We start from the raw sequence: 16,396 nt of genomic DNA, 5'->3' as shown, positions 1-16,396 counted from the left end.
CCCGCACGCACTCAGGGCGACGTGTGATTTCTCTGGCACCATCGAAGGCAAGGGCCGCCGGAAGGAGTGCATCGGAGTTGGGGCTGTTCGACAGGTTCCGGGTTAATCGCCGGGCTGAATCCGGGCTTGCCGCCGACCGGCGGCACTTGTACGAATGGGCCGGGCAGCGCACCGGGGTGGAGGCCTACGTCGAGCCCGAGACCAGCGTGACCCCGATGACGGTGGTCCTCGTGGCGGCTGACGGTGAATGGACCCGTCGCCCGGCCGACGGCGCGGCAGGCGCCCGCCGACTCGGTGAAGAGCTCGGAATTCCTGTCTACGACGTGCAGAAAGTCGGGTATCCGCAGCGGATGCGCGACTATGACGCTCGGCGGCGGATCGAACGCCGCCGCCAACGAGACCTGGAGGCGTGATGACCATGCGCTATGTCGACAGCACCGACGGCACCCGCCTGGCGGTCTACGAGGAGGGCAATCCCGACGGCCCCACGGTCGTGCTGGTCCACGGCTATCCCGACTCGCACGTGGTGTGGGACGCGGTCGTGCCGCTACTGGCCGAGAAGTTCCGGGTGATCCGCTACGACAGCCGCGCCGCCGGAGCGTCCTCGGGGCCGAAATCATTCTCGAAGTACACGATGCCCAACTTCGCCGACGACTTCGACGCCGTCGTCGCCGAGCTCAGCCCCGGCCAACCCGTGCACGTGCTCGGTCACGACTGGGGCTCGGTTGGCATGTGGGAGTACCTCGGACGGGCCGGTGCCAGGGACCGGGTCGCGTCGTTCACCTCGGTGTCAGGGCCGAGTCTGCACCACCTCATTCGTTACGTGCGCGACGGGCTGAAGACGCCGTACCGGCCAAAGCTGTTCGTGCGCGCGCTGTCTCAGCTGCTGCATCTCTTGTACACGGCTGCGCTGTCGGTTCCGGTGCTGGCGCCGGCGGCCATGCGGCTGGGCTCCGGGCTCATGCGGGCCGGCCTCACCCGCGGCATTCCGAAGGACCTCGTGCACCACGGCGGGACGTTCGCCGCCGACGCCGCCAGGGGCACGAAGATCTACCGGGCCAACGCTCTGCCCGCGCTCATCCACCGTCCGCTCGACTTCTACGTCGACGTTCCCGTGCAGCTGATCGTGAACATCGACGACCCCTTCGTGCTGCCCCACGTCTACGACGACACCGCCCGGTGGGTCCCGCGGCTGTGGCGCCGCGACCTGCGCGCCAAGCACTGGTCCCCGTTCACCCATCCGCAGGTGCTGGCCACCGCGGTCACCGAACTGGCCGACCACCTCGACGGCAAGCCGCCCGCCCGTGCACTCTTGCGAGCCCAGGTCGGCCGGCCGCGGAAGGACTTCGGCGACACCCTGGTCTCGGTCACCGGGGCCGGCAGCGGGATCGGCCGCGAAACCGCGCTGGCCTTCGCCCGGGACGGCGCCGAGTTGGTGATTAGTGATATCGACGAGGCCGGCCTGAAGGACACCGCGGCCACGATCGGCGCACTCGGCGGGATCGCGCACCCGTATGTGCTCGATGTCTCCGATGCCGACGCCGTCGAGCGGTTCGCCGACGAGGTGTGCGCCGCCCACGGCGTGCCCGACATCGTCGTCAACAATGCCGGCATCGGGGTGGCCGGAGCCTTCTTGGACACTCCTGCAGAGCAATTCGACCGCGTGCTCGACGTCAACCTCGGCGGCGTGGTCAACGGTTGCCGCGCCTTCGCCCGCCGGCTCGTCGAGCGTGGCACCGGCGGCCACATCGTCAACGTGGCGTCGATGGCGGCCTACTCGCCACTCAAGGGGCTCAACGCCTACTGCACGTCCAAAGCGGCGGTGTACATGTTCTCCGACTGCCTGCGGGCCGAATTGTCCTCTGCTGGAATCGGATTGACCACGATCTGCCCCGGCATCATCAACACCAACATCGTGTCGGCCACCGAGATGATCGCACCCTCGGGTAAGCGGGCTGCCGTCGCGACCCGGCGCGCGCAGCTGGAGGACATGTTCGCCCGGCGGGGGTACGGCCCGGACAAGGTTGCCAAGGCCATCGTTACCGCGGTCAAGAAGGACAAGGCCATCCGACCGGTCACCCCCGAGGCATACCTGCTCTACGGGACGTCGAAGGTGTTGCCGCAGGGGATGCGCAGCATCGCCAGGGCCGGCGTGGTCTAGCCGTTCGCGGCGATATCTTCCAGGACGGCGAACATCGTCCGGGTCGGCACCCCGGTGCCACCCTTGGGCGTGTAGCCCCACGGGCCGGAAGTGTTGTACGCCGGCCCGGCGATGTCGATGTGCGCCCACTGCACGCCGTCGGCGACGAACTCCCGCAGGTACACCCCGGCGACCAGCATGCCGGCGAAGCGCTGCGAGCTGACGTTCGCCAGATCGGCGACAGACGACTTCAGGTCGTCCTTCAACTCGTCGGGCAGCGGCATCGGCCAGGCGTTCTCGCCTTCGGCCTGCGAGATCCGGGCCACCCGGTCGCGGAACTCGTCACTGCCCATCACACCCGGCGTGCGGCCACCCAGCGCAACAGTCTGCGCGCCGGTCAGCGTCGAGGTCTCGATCAGGTAGTCGGGCTCGTCCTCGCAGGCCCGCACGATCGCGTCGGCCAGGATCAGCCGGCCCTCGGCGTCGGTGTTGAGCACCTCGACGGTGATGCCCCCGTACTGGGTCAGCACGTCGCCGGGGCGCTGCGCGGTCGACGACGGCATGTTCTCGGCCATCGGCACGGTTGCGATCACGTCGATCGGTAACCCCTGCTTGGCGGCCAGCACGACGGTGGCGATCACCGCCGCTGCGCCACCCATGTCGGAGGTCATGTGGTGCATCGACGCGGCCGGCTTGATGGAGATGCCGCCGGTGTCGAAGGTGACGCCCTTGCCCACCAGGGCGACGGTCTTGCCGCCCTTGCCCTTGGCGCCGCGATAGGCCAGCCGCACCAGCCGCGGCGGGCGCGAGGATCCCTTGCCCACCCCGATGATGCCGCCGTAGCCGGCCTTGGCGAGCGCCTTCTCGTCGAGGACCTCGACTTTCAATCCGGCGGATTCGCCCAAAGCCTCTGCCCGCTTGGCGAATTCGCCGGGGAACAGGTGGCTGGGCGGGGTGTTGACGAAATCGCGTGCGGTGGCCACCGCGGTGGCGATCGCGGTGGCCCTGGCGGCGTCCTTCTTGGCGCCGGCCGCGGTGCTCAGCGCGATGATCTTGCTCAACGCCGGTTCCTTCGGCGCGGTCTTCGCGCTGCGGAACTCGGTGAACCGGTAGCTGCCCAGGATCAGGCCCTCGATCGCGGCTTCCAGATGTAGCTCGGTCAGCGTGGTGATGACGGTGTCCACTCCGGACAGCGAGCGGGCGGCCACCCCGGCCGCACGACGGATGACGTCGGCCGGCCAGTCGTCACGCGGGGCGCCGAGCCCGACGGCCAGCACGCTGCCGACCGCGAGCGACGGCACATGCAGGCGCGTGACCTGCTCGGCGCCGCCCTTGGCGCCAAGCGCACGCAGGACCACCCCGATCTCGCCGATCGCCTCGGCGTCCAGGAACGGCCCGCCGACGACTGTGGGGGAGCCGTCCCCGGCTTCCCCTCCCATACCGGTGACGACCGGAACGATCAACACCGCCGACTGCGCGCGCTTGGGCAGCGAAGTCGCGACGGTGACAGTGGGGGCCGCGTATCCAGGTTCGGTGCTCACGAGGATTCACAGTAGACGCGGGGCACTAGTGTTGTTGGCCGTGACCGACACATCGGATCTGTTGCTTGGACCGCTCGACACTGCGCACCGGGAGCTGGGTGCCACCTTCGCCTCGTTCGGCGGCTGGCTGATGCCGGTGTCTTACGCCGGCACGGTCGGCGAGCACACCGCCACCCGGGAGGCCGTCGGCCTCTTCGACGTCAGCCACCTGGGCAAGGCCTCGGTCGTCGGCCCGGGGGCGGCGGAGTTCATCAACTCCACGCTGACCAACGACCTGCGCCGGATCGGTCCCGGCAAGGCTCAGTACACCCTGTGCTGCAGCCCGGACGGTGGCGTGATCGACGACCTGATCGCCTACTACGTCAGCGACGACGAGATCTTCCTGGTGCCCAACGCCGCCAACACCGCTGCTGTCGTCGCCGCTCTGCAAGCGGCTGCGCCAGAAGGTATTTCGATCACCGATGAGCACCGCTCGTATGCCGTGCTGGCTGTCCAGGGTCCGCGATCCGCCGACGTGCTGGCCGCGCTGGGCCTGCCCACCGACATGGACTACATGGGCTACGCCGACGCCACGTACTCCGGTGTGCCGGTACGGGTGTGCCGCACCGGATACACCGGCGAGCACGGCTACGAGCTGCTGCCGCCGTGGGACTCCGCACCGGTGGTGTTCGACGCGCTCGTCGCAGAGGTGCAGTCCGCAGGCGGACAACTCGCCGGCCTGGGCGCCCGCGACACCCTGCGCACCGAGATGGGTTATCCGCTGCACGGTCACGAGCTGTCACTGGACATTTCGCCGCTACAGGCCCGCTGCGGCTGGGCGATCGGCTGGAAGAAGGACGCGTTCTTCGGCCGCGACGCGCTGCTGGCCGAGAAGGAAGCCGGCCCCCGCCGGCTGCTGCGCGGCCTGCGTGCCACCGGCCGCGGCGTGCTGCGCCCCGACCTGACCGTGCTGAACGGCGCCGTGCCGGTGGGCGTCACGACGTCGGGCACGTTCTCGCCGTCGCTGAAAGTCGGTATCGCACTTGCCCTCATCGACACCGACGCCGGGATCGACGACGGCGCGCTGGTCACCGTCGACGTGCGCGGGCGTCCCCTGGAGTGCGAAGTGGTCAAACCCCCGTTCGTCGAGGTCAAAACTCGCTAGCGGCCCGGTCTACAATCGCCGTATGACCAACGGCCCCCTCGAGTTCACGGTTGAGCACAACGCGAATCCGGCGACCGATGAGGTACGGGCTGAGATTCTGGCCGACCCCGGCTTCGGGCGGTTCCACACCGACCACATGGTGTCGGTGCTCTACACCGACGAACTGGGTTGGCACGACGCCCGCGTCGTGCCGTACGGCCCCATCGAACTCGACCCGTCGGCCATCGTCCTGCACTACGCGCAGGAGATCTTCGAAGGGCTCAAGGCCTATCGGTGGGCGGACGGCTCGATCGTGTCGTTCCGTCCCGAGGCCAACGCCGGACGGCTGCGCGCCTCCGCTCGCCGGCTCGCCATCCCCGAGCTGCCCGAGGAGCTCTTCGTCGAATCGCTGCGGCAGCTGATCGCCGTCGACAACCAGTGGGTGCCGCCCGCCGGTGGCGAGGCGTCGCTCTATCTGCGGCCGTTCGTGATCGCTACCGAACCCGGCTTGGGCGTGCGGCCGGCCTCCGAATATCGCTACCTGGTGATCGCGTCGCCGGCCGGCGCCTACTTCAAGGGCGGGATCAAACCGGTCAGCGTCTGGCTGTCCACCGAATACGTGCGGGCCAGCCCAGGCGGCACCGGCGCGGCGAAGTTCGGCGGCAACTACGCCGCCTCGCTGCTCGCGCAGGCCGAGGCCGCCGAGCACGGGTGCGATCAGGTGGTGTGGCTCGACGCGATCGAACGCCGCTACATCGAGGAGATGGGCGGGATGAACCTGTTCTTCGTCTTCGGCAGCGGCGGGTCGGCGCGGCTGGTCACCCCGGAACTGTCCGGCTCACTGCTGCCGGGCATCACGCGTGATTCGCTGCTGCAACTGGCCAGCGACGCCGGGTTCGCCGTCGAGGAACGCAAGATCGACGTCGAGGAGTGGCGCAAGGGCGTGGCCGCCGGCGAGATCACCGAGGTGTTCGCCTGCGGCACGGCCGCGGTGATCACCCCGGTCTCGCACGTCAAGTTCGGTGACGGCGAGTTCACCATCGCCGACGGGCAGCCGGGCGAGGTGACGATGGCGTTGCGGGACACCCTGACCGGCATCCAGCGCGGCACCTTCGCCGACACGCACGGCTGGATGGCCCGGCTCAGCTAGTCCGGCGGGGCTTCGACTCGCTCGAATCGACCGGTCTTGGCGCCCAACCTGATCCGATACACCGATCCTCGGCGCAAACTCGAGTGGTCGGGCGGAGGCTGCCCCTCGGGCAAGGTCAGCAGCGGCATGATCCGCTCGACGAGCAGGGCCAAGCCGGCGTCCCAGTCCGGTCCCTGGCACTCCTCGAAGATTCCCCACGCGATGACGCTGCGCCAGTTCGACAAGTCGTCGACCTGCTCGACCTCTACGCAGACTTGCGGATGGGTGCGCATCGCGCGCAGCTTGGCGCCGTCCATGGCGTGGCCGTAGACGTAGGTGCCGTCATAGACGTAGGTGACGGGAACGACGTATACCTGCCCGTCACTGATGCAGCCGAGCCGCGCGATCACCTCGGCGTGCAATATCTCCTCGATCTGCCGATCGTCGAGCTCACCGAGCATGGATCACCAAACCAAGTACCGTCAGCGTCGTCGTCAGCTCGATCACCGCACCAAGCACATCTCCGGTGATACCACCGAATCGGCGCACGCAGTGCCTTGTCAGAGCAACCGAGGCCGCCAGCGCCGCCAGCACGACAACCGGGCCCTGCCAGAGTCGGGGTGTTGCCACCGTGGCCAGCCCGGCGGCCAGGACTGCCCAGGTGAGCGCGATAACCAGCGGCTGAGTGCCTGCGACCTGTCCGCCCAGCGAGCTGCCGCTCGCCGCGGGCACGCCACGCCGACAGGCCAGCACCGCGGCGACCCGTCCGGTGACCACCGCAGTCACGACCGCGAGCGCGCCCATCCAGCCCGACGGGGCCGCGGCGAACCCGAGCGCTTGGGCGGCCACGACCACGACGACCGCCGCCACCCCGAACGGCCCGGCTGTGCCGTCGCGCATGACCTGCAGTGCGCGCTCGGGTGGTCCGTAACAGCCCAGCGCGTCCACGGTGTCGGACAGACCGTCGATGTGCAGACCGCGAGTGATGAGCAGCAGCGCGGCAACGGTGAGTAGCCCGGACAGCGCCTGGTGTGTGCCGAACGCCCAGTCACCGGCCCATAGGACCGCGGCGGCCCCCGCGCCCAACACCGCCCCGACCACCGGCAGTGCCGTCATCGTCGAGCGGCCGAACCCGCCTCCCCGCAGGGGAACCGGAACCACCGTCCCGAACGCGAAAGCGCCCGCCAGCGAACGGAACACGCTCAGTCCGCGGCGCGATCGGAGACGCCGGCATCGGAGAATGTCGCCATCGAGGCCAGTGTCGCGACAGCCGCCCGCAGCACCGGAAGGGCCACCGCCGCGCCGGTGCCCTCACCGAGGCGCAGACCGAGGTCGATGATCGGGACCAATTCCAGGTGGGCGAGTGCCAGCGTGTGCGCGGGCTCGGTCGACCGGTGTCCCGCCTGCCACCAGGCCCGCGCGCCGGGGGCCATCCGGTCGGCGACCAGAGCCGCCGCCGTCACCACGACGCCGTCCAGGAGCACCGGTGTGCGCCGCACCGCGGCCTGCGCGCAGAAGCCGGCCATCGCCGCCAGGTCCGCACCGCCGCAGGTACGCAGCAGCCCGACCGGGTCGGGCCGGAACTGGCGGGCGCGGAACATGGCGTCGCGCACCGCGGCGACTTTGCGGGACCATGCCGCGTCATCGATACCGGTGCCGCGGCCGACCACCGCCACCGGCTCGGTGTCGGTCAGCGTGGCGATCAATGCCGTTGCGGCCGTGGTGTTTCCGATGCCCATGTCGCCCGCGATCAGCAGGTCGGCGCCAGCGTCCACCTCATCGTCGGCGAGCCGGCGGCCGGCCTCCAGCGCGGCCGCCACCTCCTCGGCGCTCAGCGCGTCCTCGACCGCGATGTTGCCGCTGGAGCGGCGCACCTTGTGCGTGCCGATCTCGTCGCTCAACGGCTGCTCGCAGTCCACCGCGATGTCGACGACCCGCACCGACGCGCCCGCCACACCGGACAGCACGTTGATCGCCGCGCCGCCTGCATCGATGTTGGCCACCATCTGCGCGGTGACCTCCGGGGGATACGCCGACACCCCGGTCCGGGCGACACCGTGGTCGCCGGCGAACACCACGACCCGGGCGCGTTCGAATTGCCTTGGCGGACAGGAGCCTTGGCAGGCGGCCACCCAGACCGACAGGTCCTCCAGGCGGCCCAGCGCGCCCGTCGGTTTGGTGAGGATGTCCTGGCGGCGCTTGGCCGCCGCGGCGGCACGGGAATCTGGCGGGGAGACCGCGGGGAAATCCATCAGCTCAGCGCTTTCGTCGATTTGACCCAGACCGGTAATCCCGCAACCACCAGGACCACCTGTTCACAGCACTGGGCGAGTTTTTGGTTGAGTGTGCCGAGTTCGTCTGTGAAGCGCCTGCCAGACGCCGTCGCCGCAACCACCGTCAACCCCACCTCGGGGCTGACCAACGCCAGCCGTCCGGTGAACGTCTCGACCGCGCCGACCAGATCGTCGACGTCGGGTGTCACCGAGCCGCCGTCCCAGCCCCGGCGATCGAAGGTGGCGGTCAGCCAGCTACCCAAATCGTCGACCATGGTCGCCGTCACCGAATCGTCGCGCAAAACGGCTGCCACATCGTCGGTTTCGACGGTGCGCCAGGATTCCGGCCGACGCTCGCGGTGCGCCGCCACTCGGCGTGCCCAGGACGGATCGGAGTCGGCGAGAGCACCGGTGGCGACATAGCGCACCACGGATTCGTCGGCCAGTGCCGTCTCGGCCCATCGCGACTTGCCCGACCTGATTCCGCCGAGCACCAGGGTGCGCACCGCCTGGCGGGACTCAGACAACCTTGGCGCCGCGCTCGACCTGCGGTCGCGGCGCGCGCATACGGCGGATCTGGGAAGCCCGGCCCGCCGCGTACATCCCGAGCTTGAAGGCGCCCTCGTCGTTGTCCGGGAACTTGGCGTCGACGGCCTTCTTGACCTTGCGGCCCAACAGGACTCCGTCGATCGCCATGACCGCCATCAAGACCAGCATTGCGGGAGAGATGAACAACTGGACCTGCGGCACCGCCAGCATCACGAAGATCAGGCCCAGCGCGGACGGCATGAACAGCCCCAGCACGTTGCGCCGGGCGTCGACGATGTCGCGCGCATAGCGGCGCACCGGCCCCTTGTCGCGGGCCAGCAGGTACGCCTCGTCGCCGGCCATCATCCGCTCACGCCGATCGTTCATCGCCGTGCGGCGCTGATCTTTCTCGGCGCGGCGCTCCTCTTTGGTGAGGGTGGCGCGCATTTCCTTGCGGCGCTTGCGTGCCTCGGCGGTGGTCATCGGTGCGGGGGCGACCGGTCCGCGGCGCTTGGCCGTCGCACTGCGCTTCGGGGTCGGCTTGCCCTTGGGCGCGGTGGTGCCGGCCACCACGCCGGCCTCGTCGACCTCGACCGGTTCGGCCTTGGCGGCACCTTCATCGTTCTTGCGGCCCAGCAGCTTCACGCCTGCCAGGTTACCCTGCACGAATGCGGGTGCTGATCGCGCCGGACTGCTACGGCGACAGCCTGACCGCCGTCGAAGCCGCCCAGTCCATCGCGGCCGGGTGGCGTGCTGCCAGGCCCTCCGACGAACTGGTCTTGGCGCCCCAATCCGACGGCGGCCCCGGCTTCGTCGGGGTACTGGCCGAGAGGCTGGGCGAGGTTCGTCACACCCGGGTCTCCGGGCCGCTGGGCGAGGACGTCGACGCAGACTGGGTCGACGATCGCGCCGCGTCGGCCGCCTACATCGAATGCGCCCAGGCCTGCGGCCTGACGCTGCTCCCCGGACCGCCCACCCCGGACAGCGCGGTCGGCGCCCACAGCCGCGGGGTCGGCCAGCTGATCGACGCCGCGCTACAGGCCGGCGCCGAGACGATCATCGTCGGGCTGGGCGGCAGCTGCTGCACCGATGGCGGCCGCGGGATGATCGAGGCGCTCGGCGGACCGGAGCAGGCCAAGGCCAAGCTGGCGCACGTCGATCTGATCGCCGCCACCGACGTCGAGCACCCGCTGCTGGGTCCGATGGGCGCGGCGCGGGTCTTCGGCCCTCAGAAAGGCGCCGACCCGGACACCGTCGAGATCCTCGAGCAGCGGATGACGGCGTGGGCCGCCACCCTCGATGCGCTGGCAGGGACGACGATCAGCCCACTACCCGGCGCGGGCGCGGCCGGGGGACTGGGGGCCGCACTGCTGGCCCTGGGCGCACGCCGCGAATCCGGAGCGGCCGTCATCGCCGAGCACACCGGGCTGGCCGACGATGTCGCGGCCGCCGAGGTGATCGTCACCGGGGAAGGGCGCTTCGACGACCAATCGCTGCACGGCAAGGTGGTCAGCGCACTCGCCGGCGGGGCGCGGGCCCGCGGTGTGCCGGTGATCGTGCTGGCCGGTCAGGTCACCTTGGCGCCCGCCGATCTGACCGCGGCGGGAATCACCGCGGCGCACGCGATCGCCGACTACGCCGGGTCGGTGCAGGTCGCCATCGAGGACGCCGCCGCTCAGCTCACCGGCCTGGCCCGCCAGACCGCGGCCGCCCTGGCCGGCTGAGGACGGGCCCATCGACTCGGGAATAGCGCCCGGACAAGGTACCGTTGACGAAGTGGGTAAAGCCCGCAAAGACATCTGCTTTTAGGGAGACGCAATGACTGTTTCCGATCAGTCGACCGAGACCACGACCGAGACCCACGGCGCGATTCTGACGGAAGCCGCGGCCGCCAAGGCCAAGTCGCTGTTGGACCAGGAGGGCCGCGACGACCTGGCGCTGCGGATCGCCGTGCAGCCCGGTGGCTGCGCCGGCCTGCGCTACAACCTGTTCTTCGACGACCGCACCCTCGACGGTGACCTGGTCAGCGAGTTCGGCGGCGTCAACCTGACCGTCGACCGGATGAGTGCCCCCTACATCCAGGGCGCGACCATCGACTTCGTCGACACCATCGAGAAGCAGGGCTTCACGATCGACAACCCGAACGCCACCGGATCCTGCGCCTGCGGCGATTCGTTCAACTGACCAAGCGCTGACCGCAACGGCCGTCCAGTCTCAGTACTGGGCGGCCGTTCGCAGTAGATACGAGCACACCAGCAGCTGATTGCCCTGGCGGAGCAGCTGAGCCACGCCCTGCTCCTCGCCGCGATTTCCGCGGCTCCCGGACGACGCCACCTTCATGGTGAACAACACCTGCGCCTGATAGTTGGACCACGGGACGATCGAATCGATCGAGGTCACCTCGGCGCCGGCGAACTGCCTGCGAAATGCGTCACTGGCCAGTTTGGCCAGGGCCAGGTCGGACTTGCGGTCCTTCACCCCGTCGTACATGCCGCACAGGTTGTTGCGCGCGATGGTCTCGGTGTCGCCCTTGGACAACGCGGTCAGGTAGCTCGAGATCGACGACTTGGCCGCCGCCTCGGTGAACCCGCCCGCGGCCGTGGTGGACTCCCCGGTGCGGATCGTCAGGACCGCGGCCACGACGGCGGCCACGACCACCACGGTCAGCAAGCCCAGCCACAGCGCCGTGCGGCGCTTGCGCGGCGCCGGCGGGTAGGGCACCGGGGGAGGCAGGGCGCCCGGGTAGACGCCGGGATAGGGCACCGGCGGGATCGCGCCGGGCGGGCCGAACGGCTGCTCCGGGTACGGCTCGCCCTCGGCCCCGGCCTGCTGATGCGGCGGAATCGGGCCAGCCATCGATAACTCTCCTGCGGTCGGTGGAGGCCAAAACTTCGAGCACCCGCCGCGGCGGGGCTGATGCCGGGCCATATAGTCGGCTCTTGTACGCAGGCTAGCGCACGTCCTCGGTGCTGGTCCCACTAGCGAATGAAGGGCGGCGATTCGTGACGATCGCGGTGACCGGATCCATTGCCACCGACCACCTGATGCGGTTTCCCGGGCGGTTCTCCGAGCAACTCCTCGCCGAGCACCTGCAGAAGGTCTCGCTGAGCTTCCTGGTCGACGACCTGGTGGTGCACCGCGGTGGTGTCGCGGGCAACATGGCCTACGCGATGGGCTTGCTGGGCGGCAGTCCGCTCCTGGTGGGTGCCGTCGGCTCCGACTTCGACGAATACCGGCAGTGGCTGGAAGCACACGGCGTGGACACCTCAGGGGTGCTGGTGTCGAAGACCGCCTACACCGCCCGGTTCGTCTGCACCACCGACGAAGATATGGCCCAGATCGCGTCGTTCTACCCCGGGGCGATGTCGGAAGCCCGCGACATCAAGCTCGCCGACCTCGTAGAGCGAAGCGGCGCACCGGAATTGGTGATCATCGGCGCCAACGATCCGGAGGCGATGTTCCTGCACACCGAAGAGTGCCGCACGCTGGGCCTGGCGTTCGCCGCCGACCCCAGCCAGCAGTTGGCCCGGCTCTCCGGTGACGAGATCCGCCGGCTCATCGACGGCGCCACCTACCTGTTCACCAACGACTACGAGTGGGATCTGCTGCTGCAGAAGTCCGGCTGGTCCGAAGCCGAGGTGATGAACCAGATTCAGCTGCGGGTCACGACCCTCGGCGAAAACGGCGTCGACCTCGTCGGCCGCGACGGGACCTTCATCCACGTCGACGTGCTGCCCGAGACGCAGAAGGAAGACCCGACCGGTATCGGCGACGCCTTCCGCGCCGGATTCCTGACCGGCCGCGGTGCCGGCCTGAGCCTGGAGCGTGCCGCGCAACTGGCCTCGCTGGTTGCCACCCTGGTCCTGGAAGCGCCGGGTCCGCAGGAGTGGACCTGGGACAAGTCCGCCGGGATCGCGCGGATCAAGGACGCCTACGGGGCCGAGGCCGCCGAAGAGATTGCCGCCGCGCTGGCTTAAAGCTGCACGGGGTAGTGCGGTTCGCCGATCACCGGCACCACGCTCTGCTCGACGAAGATCGCATGCCACAGCATGAAGATCAGCACCGTCCACAGCCGCCGGCTGTGATCGCCCTCGCCGGCGCGGTGCGCGTCGAGCATGGCGCGGACGGCGGTGCGGTCCACGAGATGGCCGGCCTGCGAGGCCTCGATCATCCCGTACGCCCAGTCCATCAACTCGCCGGATCGCAGCCAGTGCCGGATCGGCACCGGGAAGCCCAGTTTGGCGCGGTTGAGCACATGCGCGGGCACGATCGGCTCCAGCGCGCGGCGCAGCGCGTACTTGGTGGTGGTGCGGGTGATCTTCTGGTCGAACGGCAGCCGGGAGGCGACCGCGAACACTTCGGGGTCCAGGAACGGCACCCGCAGCTCCAGCGAGTTGGCCATCGTCATCTTGTCGGCCTTGACCAGAATGTCGCCGCGTAGCCAGGTGAACAGGTCGATGTGCTGCATGCGGGCGACCGGATCCCAGGCGTGCGACTCGGCGTAGATGGGCGCGGTGACGTCGGTGTGCGTCCAGTCGTCGCGGAACCCGGGCAGCACCGCGCGCAGTTGTTCGTCGGAGAAGCTGCGGGCGTTGCCGTAATAACGCTCCTCCAGCGTCAGCGAGCCACGGTGCAGCAGGCTCTTGCCCCGCATACCGTCGGGCAGCGGCTTCGACGCCCGGCCCAGTGACTTGCGGACCGGCCGGGGGAGATAGTCGAACGGCTTGAGCGACAACGGTTCCCGGTAGATCGTGTAGCCGCCGAAGAGCTCGTCGGCGCCCTCGCCGGACAGGACCACCTTGACGTGTTTGCGCGCCTCGCGGGCGATGAAGAACAACGGCACGAGGGCCGGGTCGGCCACGGGTTCGTCGAGATACCAGACGATTTCGGGCAGCGCGGCCACGAACTCGGCCTGGCTGACCACCTTGGCCACGTGCCGCGCACCGATCGCCTCGGCCGAGGCCACCGCGACGTCGACCTCGGAGAAGCCTTCGCGCTCGAAGCCGGTGGTGAAGGTGATCAGGCGCGGGTTGTGCCGGATCGCCAGCGCGGCGATCGCCGTCGAGTCGATACCGCCGGACAGGAACGCCCCGACCGTCACGTCGGCACGCATGTGCTTGGCGACCGAGTCCTCCAGGACCGCGGTGATCTCGTCGTAGCGGGCCTGCTCACCGCCTGCCGTGAACGCTGCGGCAGTGAACCGCGGTACGAAGTAGCGACTCACCCGCGGCTGCTCGCCGGGACGGATGACCGCGTAACAACCTGACTCCAGCCGGCGTACGCCGCGGTGCAATGTCTCGGGCTCGGGGACGTACTGCAACACCGTGTAGTGCTGGACCGCCCGAACGTCCAGCCCCTCGTCGAACCCGATCTCGGCGGCCAGCCCGAGCAGACACTTCTTCTCGCTGGCGACCGCGGTACCGGCCGACCCGGTCGCCATGAACAGCGGCTTGATCCCGAAGGGGTCGCGGGCGCAGAACAGCTCGCGGTTCTTGGTGTCCCACAGCGCGAACGCGAACATGCCGCGGAGCCGGCCGAGCGCCTCGGTACCCCAGTGGTGATACGCGGCCACGATCGCCTCGCCGTCACCGTCGGTGGCGAAGACGGCGCCGAATTCGGCGCTCAGCGCCTCCCGCAACTCGAGGTAGTTGTAGATCTCGCCGTTGAACACCAACACGTAGCGGTCGGGCTCTCCCGGCGGACCCCAGCGCAGCGGCTGGTGGGAGTGGGCGATGTCGATGATCGAGAGCCGGTTGAAGCCCAGCACCACCTGATCATCGGACCACGTGCCCGGTTCGTCGGGACCCCGGTGGCGCATCAGGTGCGACGCGCCCGCCACCGCCTCGACGATGGGTTCGGTGACAGGGCTTGCAGGGCCCGTAACCAGGGCAAGCAGTCCGCACACCGGCCCCAGTATGCCGTAACTGGCGGATGTGTCGGGCTGGGTGTTCGGGCGTGGTCTACGCTGCGTAGTATTCGATGCGCGGAAAGTTCCCGCGACGACGAAAATGCGGTGTGGGCCCCAGCAGTCCCCGATACAGGAGGCGCCAACGTGAAGACCCGCGGTTCCCGGTTCCGGGTGCTGGCGCTAGCCGTCACCTTTGGTGCGCTGGCGCTGACCCTCAGCGGGTGCAGCTGGCAAGAAGTGTTCGGTCTGGGCTGGCCCAAGGGCATCACTCCGGAGGCGCACACCAACCGTGACCTTTGGGTCTGGTCGGTCATCAGCGCCTTCGTGGTGGGCGCCATCGTGTGGGCCCTCACCTTCTGGGCGATGGCCTTCCACCGCAAGAAGAAGGGCACCCCGGACGATGCGCCGCTGCCGCGCCAGTTCGGCTACAACATGCCGCTGGAGCTTGTGCTCACGGTCATCCCGTTCCTGATCATCTCGGTGCTCTTCTACTTCACCGTCGTGGTGCAGGAGAAGATGATGCACCGCGATCCCAATCCCGAGGTCGTCATCGACGTCACCGCCTTCCAGTGGAACTGGAAGTTCGGCTACCAGAAGGTGGACTTCAAGGACGGCACGCTCGACTACGAAGGTGCCGACCCGGCCCGCAAGGCCGCGATGGTCTCCAAGCCCGAGGGCGTCGACGAGCACGGTGAGGAGCGGGTCGGCGCGGTGCGCGGCCTCAACCCCCAGGACCGCACGTACCTGAACTTCGACAAGGTCGAGACCGAGGGCACCAGCAACGAGATCCCGGTGCTCGTGCTGCCGGCCGGCAAGCGGATCGAGTTCCAGATCGCCTCCGCCGACGTCATCCACTCGTTCTGGGTGCCGGAGTTCCTGTTCAAGCGTGACGTCTTCCCGAACCCGGAAGCCAACCACACCGAGAACAAGTTCCAGATCTCCGAGATCACCGAGACAGGCGCGTTCGTCGGGCGCTGCGCCGAAATGTGCGGCACCTACCACTCGATGATGAACTTCGAGGTCAGGGTGGTCTCGCCCAACGACTTCAAGGCCTACCTGCAGCAACGCATCGCGGGCAAGACCAACGCCGAGGCGCTGCAGTCGATCAACCAGCCACCGTTGGCGACCACCACGCACCCCTTCGACACCCGTCGGGGCCAGCAAGTGATCCCGCAGGCGAGCAAGTAGGGGACCGCAGATGCACATTGAAGCCAGGCTCTTCGAAATCCTGACCGCGTTCTTCGTCCTCGCCGCTGTTGTCTACGGCGCGCTGACCGCGATCTTCCAGTACGGCGGCATCGAGTGGGCGGGCACCACCGCGCTGGTGCTCACCGCAGGTCTGTCACTGATCACCGGAACCTTCTTCCGGTTCGTGGCGCGCCGCCTCGATACCCGCCCCGAGGATTACGAGGACGCTGAAATCAGCGACGGCGCAGGGGAGTTGGGCTTCTATGCGCCGCACAGCTGGTGGCCGATCCTGATCGCACTGGCGTTCTCGACCGCTGCCGTCGGTGCCGCGCTGTGGCTGCCCTGGCTGATCGCGGCCGGTGTGGTCTTCGTGATCGCGGCCGTGTGCGGTCTGGTGTTCGAGTACTACATCGGCCCCGAGAAGCACTGAGCCGGCGCGAAGGTCACAATCGAGACATCACTTGGCTCATCAGGCGCGCTGCGTCGTATCCGGCCCGGCGGTTGGGTAGGGTTTTGCCAGGGCAACGGGAGCCGTCGGCGCGCTGTGTGTCAATCCTTGGCCCGCG

At 68.9% G+C, this 16,396-nt stretch carries 17 protein-coding genes; 9 read left to right on the top strand and 8 right to left on the bottom strand.

The window, feature by feature from the left end:
* Positions 1-77 precede the first annotated feature (77 nt).
* Both G6N32_RS16670 and G6N32_RS16665 read left to right on the top strand, forming a co-directional pair.
* Positions 78-413 (top strand): oxidoreductase, encoded by a 336-nt coding sequence (locus G6N32_RS16670; protein ID WP_115320534.1) that lies wholly within the window; start codon positions 78-80, stop codon positions 411-413.
* The gene (locus G6N32_RS16665) at positions 413-2,161 is read left to right on the top strand and encodes an SDR family oxidoreductase (protein ID WP_115320533.1); all 1,749 of its coding nucleotides are present in this window, start codon (positions 413-415) and stop codon (positions 2,159-2,161) included. The genes G6N32_RS16670 and G6N32_RS16665 overlap by 1 nt, the downstream gene beginning before the upstream one ends.
* On the opposite strand, the gene G6N32_RS16660 is transcribed toward G6N32_RS16665, so the two are convergent.
* Positions 2,158-3,681, bottom strand: a complete 1,524-nt coding sequence (locus G6N32_RS16660) for a leucyl aminopeptidase (RefSeq protein WP_115320532.1) — start codon at positions 3,679-3,681, stop codon at positions 2,158-2,160. The two genes, G6N32_RS16665 and G6N32_RS16660, sit on opposite strands and share 4 nt — an antisense overlap.
* A gap of 40 nt (positions 3,682-3,721) precedes the next feature.
* Between G6N32_RS16660 and gcvT the strand changes: the two genes are divergently transcribed.
* Positions 3,722-4,825, top strand: coding sequence for a glycine cleavage system aminomethyltransferase GcvT (gcvT, locus tag G6N32_RS16655; protein WP_172507298.1), 1,104 nt, complete (start codon positions 3,722-3,724; stop codon positions 4,823-4,825).
* Positions 4,826-4,847: 22 nt separating this feature from the next.
* The gene (locus G6N32_RS16650) at positions 4,848-5,954 is read left to right on the top strand and encodes a branched-chain amino acid aminotransferase (protein WP_115320530.1); all 1,107 of its coding nucleotides are present in this window, start codon (positions 4,848-4,850) and stop codon (positions 5,952-5,954) included.
* Here the strand turns inward: G6N32_RS16650 and G6N32_RS16645 are convergent.
* Genes G6N32_RS16645 through G6N32_RS16625 form a run of 5 tightly spaced genes read right to left on the bottom strand, consistent with a single transcriptional unit; the run spans position 5,951 to position 9,379 of the window.
* Positions 5,951-6,394 carry a pyridoxamine 5'-phosphate oxidase family protein gene (locus tag G6N32_RS16645; protein ID WP_115320529.1) on the bottom strand — a complete coding sequence of 148 codons (444 nt, stop codon included), beginning with the start codon at positions 6,392-6,394 and terminating at the stop codon, positions 5,951-5,953. The genes G6N32_RS16650 and G6N32_RS16645 overlap by 4 nt on opposite strands.
* Positions 6,384-7,133, bottom strand: coding sequence for an adenosylcobinamide-GDP ribazoletransferase (locus tag G6N32_RS16640; RefSeq protein WP_115320528.1), 750 nt, complete (start codon positions 7,131-7,133; stop codon positions 6,384-6,386). Before G6N32_RS16640 ends, G6N32_RS16645 begins: the two co-directional genes overlap by 11 nt.
* Positions 7,134-7,135: 2 nt before the next feature.
* Positions 7,136-8,185: a nicotinate-nucleotide--dimethylbenzimidazole phosphoribosyltransferase gene (cobT, locus tag G6N32_RS16635; protein ID WP_115320527.1), complete on the bottom strand. Its 1,050-nt coding sequence runs from the start codon at positions 8,183-8,185 to the stop codon at positions 7,136-7,138.
* Positions 8,185-8,712 carry a bifunctional adenosylcobinamide kinase/adenosylcobinamide-phosphate guanylyltransferase gene (locus G6N32_RS16630; RefSeq protein WP_115320526.1) on the bottom strand — a complete coding sequence of 176 codons (528 nt, stop codon included), beginning with the start codon at positions 8,710-8,712 and terminating at the stop codon, positions 8,185-8,187. The genes cobT and G6N32_RS16630 overlap by 1 nt, the downstream gene beginning before the upstream one ends.
* A 13-nt stretch (positions 8,713-8,725) precedes the next feature.
* Positions 8,726-9,379 carry a DUF3043 domain-containing protein gene (locus G6N32_RS16625; protein ID WP_179964167.1) on the bottom strand — a complete coding sequence of 218 codons (654 nt, stop codon included), beginning with the start codon at positions 9,377-9,379 and terminating at the stop codon, positions 8,726-8,728.
* A gap of 23 nt (positions 9,380-9,402) precedes the next feature.
* Between G6N32_RS16625 and G6N32_RS16620 the strand changes: the two genes are divergently transcribed.
* Both G6N32_RS16620 and G6N32_RS16615 read left to right on the top strand, forming a co-directional pair.
* A complete protein-coding gene (locus tag G6N32_RS16620; RefSeq protein WP_115320524.1) occupies positions 9,403-10,458 on the top strand; it encodes a glycerate kinase family protein in 1,056 nt (351 codons plus the stop codon).
* Positions 10,459-10,552: 94 nt separating this feature from the next.
* Positions 10,553-10,918, top strand: a complete 366-nt coding sequence (locus tag G6N32_RS16615) for a HesB/IscA family protein (RefSeq protein WP_102805467.1) — start codon at positions 10,553-10,555, stop codon at positions 10,916-10,918.
* 30 nt (positions 10,919-10,948) lie between these two features.
* Here G6N32_RS16615 and G6N32_RS16610 read toward each other — a convergent pair whose 3' ends face one another.
* The gene (locus G6N32_RS16610; protein ID WP_115320523.1) at positions 10,949-11,590 is read right to left on the bottom strand and encodes an Rv0361 family membrane protein; all 642 of its coding nucleotides are present in this window, start codon (positions 11,588-11,590) and stop codon (positions 10,949-10,951) included.
* Between the two features lie 146 nt (positions 11,591-11,736).
* Here G6N32_RS16610 and G6N32_RS16605 point away from each other — a divergent pair, with 146 nt between their 5' ends.
* Complete coding sequence (locus G6N32_RS16605) at positions 11,737-12,711, top strand: carbohydrate kinase family protein (RefSeq protein WP_115320522.1); 975 nt, start codon at positions 11,737-11,739, stop codon at positions 12,709-12,711.
* On the opposite strand, the gene asnB is transcribed toward G6N32_RS16605, so the two are convergent.
* Entirely contained in the window at positions 12,708-14,639 is a 1,932-nt protein-coding gene (gene asnB / locus G6N32_RS16600; protein WP_115320521.1) for an asparagine synthase (glutamine-hydrolyzing), read from the bottom strand. The two genes, G6N32_RS16605 and asnB, sit on opposite strands and share 4 nt — an antisense overlap.
* A 147-nt stretch (positions 14,640-14,786) precedes the next feature.
* Between asnB and ctaC the strand changes: the two genes are divergently transcribed.
* Both ctaC and G6N32_RS16590 read left to right on the top strand, forming a co-directional pair.
* A complete protein-coding gene (ctaC, locus tag G6N32_RS16595; protein WP_115320520.1) occupies positions 14,787-15,830 on the top strand; it encodes an aa3-type cytochrome oxidase subunit II in 1,044 nt (347 codons plus the stop codon).
* A gap of 10 nt (positions 15,831-15,840) precedes the next feature.
* Positions 15,841-16,260 carry a cytochrome c oxidase subunit 4 gene (locus G6N32_RS16590; protein ID WP_115320519.1) on the top strand — a complete coding sequence of 140 codons (420 nt, stop codon included), beginning with the start codon at positions 15,841-15,843 and terminating at the stop codon, positions 16,258-16,260.
* The last annotated feature ends 136 nt before the right edge of the window (positions 16,261-16,396 follow it).

It is taken from the genome of Mycolicibacterium aichiense (genome assembly GCF_010726245.1).
Lineage (GTDB): Bacteria > Actinomycetota > Actinomycetes > Mycobacteriales > Mycobacteriaceae > Mycobacterium > Mycobacterium aichiense.
The sequence above is the reverse complement of the archived record's forward strand: the minus strand, read 5'-3'. Positions and strand labels throughout refer to the sequence as shown.

Coding starts and splice junctions, on each gene's coding strand:
- G6N32_RS16650 (WP_115320530.1), top strand. CDS start 4,848: ATGACCAACGGCCCCCTCGAGTTCACGGTTGAGCACAACGCGAATCCG.
- G6N32_RS16615 (WP_102805467.1), top strand. CDS start 10,553: ATGACTGTTTCCGATCAGTCGACCGAGACCACGACCGAGACCCACGGC.
- G6N32_RS16665 (WP_115320533.1), top strand. CDS start 413: ATGACCATGCGCTATGTCGACAGCACCGACGGCACCCGCCTGGCGGTC.
- G6N32_RS16610 (WP_115320523.1), bottom strand. CDS start 11,590: ATGGCTGGCCCGATTCCGCCGCATCAGCAGGCCGGGGCCGAGGGCGAG.
- cobT (WP_115320527.1), bottom strand. CDS start 8,185: ATGGATTTCCCCGCGGTCTCCCCGCCAGATTCCCGTGCCGCCGCGGCG.
- G6N32_RS16620 (WP_115320524.1), top strand. CDS start 9,403: ATGCGGGTGCTGATCGCGCCGGACTGCTACGGCGACAGCCTGACCGCC.
- G6N32_RS16645 (WP_115320529.1), bottom strand. CDS start 6,394: ATGCTCGGTGAGCTCGACGATCGGCAGATCGAGGAGATATTGCACGCC.
- G6N32_RS16590 (WP_115320519.1), top strand. CDS start 15,841: ATGCACATTGAAGCCAGGCTCTTCGAAATCCTGACCGCGTTCTTCGTC.